This window comes from Methylophaga sp. (genome assembly GCF_965655755.1).
GTDB lineage: Bacteria > Pseudomonadota > Gammaproteobacteria > Nitrosococcales > Methylophagaceae > Methylophaga.
Map to the genome: position 1 here is coordinate 1 of NZ_CBFHHW010000066.1, position 3,405 is coordinate 3,405.

The window sequence follows — 3,405 nt, forward strand, 5'->3', positions numbered from 1 at the left end:
ATAATCGGCAGCTTTTGGGAGTCTGTTTTTTTAATGATTCTTGCGGCTTGATCGCCACTCATTTCTGGCATCCTAATATCCATCAAAATAAGGTCAAAGTTCCCCTCTCTAGCTACCTCTATCGCCTTTTTGCCATTTTCTGCCAGCGTTACACGGTGACCTAACTCACTTAACATTTCAGAAATCAGTAGCTGGTTGACCACATCATCTTCTGCAACCAGTATGTTGAGAGAGTCGGGCACAATTCTGGGGTTATGTTCAGTTGGTTTGTCTAAAGAGTTTGTGCTTATCTCCAAACCTTTTTTGTATGGAATTGAGAAACTGAATCGGCTTCCTTTGCCGGGCTGGCTCTCAACCTTTATTTCACCTTCAAGCTTTTCGACTAGCCTTCTGGAAATCGATAAGCCGAGTCCGGTTCCCTGATATTTTCTTGAAACGCTGGAATCAAGCTGGCTAAAGTTTTCAAAAAGTTTGGCCTGGTCTTCTAGTTCAATACCGATACCTGAATCAACAATAAGGAATTCCAGCTTGCTGTTTGTTTTCAGAACTTGCATTTCTACTTTGCCATCATCAGTGAATTTGACGGCATTACCTGCGAGGTTTAACAATATTTGACGAATACGAGCAGGATCAGAGTAAATAAATTTGGGGACATCAGGAGCAATGGTGGTGACAAAATCGATACCTTTCCGATTCACCTCCGTTTCCAACAGAACTCGCACATCTGACAATACTTCATGAAGATTGAAATCTTCAAATACAAGATCCAGCTTTCCAGCCTCTATTTTTGATAAATCAAGAATATCATTGATTATTCTCAGCAATGCCTTAGAGGTTTGTTGAATTCGGCCTAAGCAATTCATCTGTTCCGGCGTAGCCTTCTTATCCATCAGTAATATATCAGTGAAGCCCATTATTCCGTTCATTGGCGTTCTGATTTCGTGACTCATTGTTGCAAGAAACTCTGACTTGGCTCGATTAGCCTGCTCAGCTAGAAGCCTTGCCTTTCTGGTACTGAGGTAAAGATAAACAAAAACGGCAAAGAATATTGAGAAAGCAAGACCAATGCTTCCTCCCCATAACGGTAATGTAGATCGATTTTTTTCAAAATAAGTTTGGCTTGGTTCTGCAACTATAGTGAACTGATTTTGATCTACATAAAAACTAGCAGAAGCATCAAATTTATTACCCTTCGGCTTTGCTACTTTTTTTTCAAAAACATCTTCGCCATTAACGTATAGCTTTAGACCAATATGCTCATAATCGAGTAGAGCTCCAGTGAATGATGTTGAGTTCAGGATACTTTCAATCCAACTGTCAAAAAGGAATACTGTCAGAATAAAGCCATCAAACTCCTGATTCACATAAAGCGGTAAATAAACAAGGAAGCCTTTGCCACCTTGAATCAACTCTAATGGCTCGGAAACACTTAATCTTTTGCTATCAAGTGCTCGCTCAAGTGTTGCGAGTCTTTTGGGCTCGGTTGGTAGAGAGAGTCCCAACGCAGCCTCATTCCCTTCACTGGGCACCACCCAAGTTACAATAAAGTCTGAATTGACCCATTCAATAGCCTGATAACCTGGATGATCTTGAGTATATCCATAAGCGTCTTTAAGAAAGGCTTCCTTCGATGTGCCGCCATTGACTTCCCATCTTTGGGCAAGTCTCTTCAAAGCTTTGAAGCGTGAGTCAATGTCAGCATTCAAAAGAGAAGTAATATTTCGCGCTTTTAATTCAACTCTGAACTGAAGCTTTTGTTGTTCCTGTTGAATCTGAAAGCTTACCAGAATGGCGACCATTAAAAGGCCTGCGGATAATGCCACCATAGCCCATAAAACTTCTTTTTTCTGTCGAGTTAGCGCTTTCATTCCCTTAATCTTAATAAGGCTAAATTAGGTCACAAAGTATAGTAAACCAGCATACAAAACAAAAGTTTTAGCTTTTGGCTGTCTTGGTAATTAAGAAAAATAATTCTCTACATCTCCGTAGCGAATAACCATCTATATTCAATCATCCCGACGCCGACCTCTTTTTTTATTACCCCTCAGTTCTTCTCCCCTGAAGACACTCTGAAGCACAACGCTATGGGATCTTCTATCCTCGCCCTGTCTCCTATCGGCAAAGTGAATAAACCGACAATTGCAATCAAAAACCCGGTCACAATCCTTAAGCGGTAAGCCAGGTGCTTCGGATATGAGAAACAGTTTATCTGAATGAGTCATCACCTGAGCACACGCCTCCATACAGCGCTTTATTTTTACCGCGGCAAAAGGTCCCTTGACCTTCTTGATTGATGATTTAGAACTAACTTTTTGACGCTTTTTCATAAACCACAGTGCCAAGATGGTCAGCACTGCCAGAGTACTCACAAACATTGTTGCTCCATCATTTTCTAATTATTGTTGTTGACTGCATTTGCTTCTATGACTGCATAACAATGTTTTGCAAAATCTGGTCAAGCGACATCACTTGGGTTGCAGCTCCCATTCCTATGGCAGCTTTTGGCATACCAAATACCACACTCGACTCTTCATCTTGGGCTACGGTATGAGCACCTGCATTTTTGAGTGACAACAAACCTCTTGCACCATCATCCCCCATGCCAGTCAGTAAATAGGCATCAACCTCCTTTGCCTTATTTCCTGCCAGCGAATGGAACAAGACATCAACAGATGGCTTATGCCTGTTGACCGGCTTGCCATCAACCACCTCAACGAAGTAGTCATTGCCTCGCATTTTTATTTGCAGATGCCTGCCGCCGGGGGCAATTAATGCTGTCCCCGGCCTCACTTTGTCGCCATCAGATGCCTCGCTGACATCGATAGCACAAAGGTCATTTAATCGTTTCGCGAACAGCGCCGTGAAATGCACTGGCATATGCTGAACGACCACAATGCCTTGCACCGACGGCGGTAAGCCAGACAAAATGAGTTCTATCGCCTGTGTGCCACCCGTTGAAGCACCGATGGCGATGATTCTGGGAGGCGTTTTTTTCGCTATGCCGGGTGCATTTTTTCTCTGTGGAAGATTGTTTTTAGTCAGCCTCAGCACTTTAGACGCACTGGCCTGTGATGCAGCCCTCACCGCGTGGAGTACTTCTGATACGGCCTGCTCTATCTGATCCCGTGAAGCAATTTTGGGTTTGGTGATGATGCTGACCGCACCATGCTTCAAGGCTTCCAGAGTTACGTCAGCACCTTTTTCAGTGTGACTGGAACAGATAACTACCGGGGTGGGTCTTTCCTGCATAATTTTTTTCAGGAAAGTCATGCCATCCATTCTGGGCATCTCAATATCAAGCAAAATAACATCTGGCCATGCTTGACTCATTCGCTTCATGGCAAATATCGGATCAGCCACTGTGGCCATAATCTCAATATCCTGATGGCCTGAAAGTAGCTCTTT

The 3,405-nt window shown here is 43.1% G+C and carries 2 protein-coding genes; both read right to left on the reverse strand.

Annotated features, from left to right (window positions below; all coding sequences use genetic code 11):
• A partial coding sequence (locus ACTF5U_RS12310; protein WP_438971927.1) for an ATP-binding protein occupies positions 1-1,868 on the reverse strand: 1,868 nt, incomplete at its 3' end.
• A 553-nt stretch (positions 1,869-2,421) separates the two neighbouring features.
• Positions 2,422-3,405, reverse strand: a 984-nt coding sequence (locus tag ACTF5U_RS12315) for a protein-glutamate methylesterase/protein-glutamine glutaminase (RefSeq protein WP_438971928.1), incomplete at its 5' end; no start/stop codon positions are given.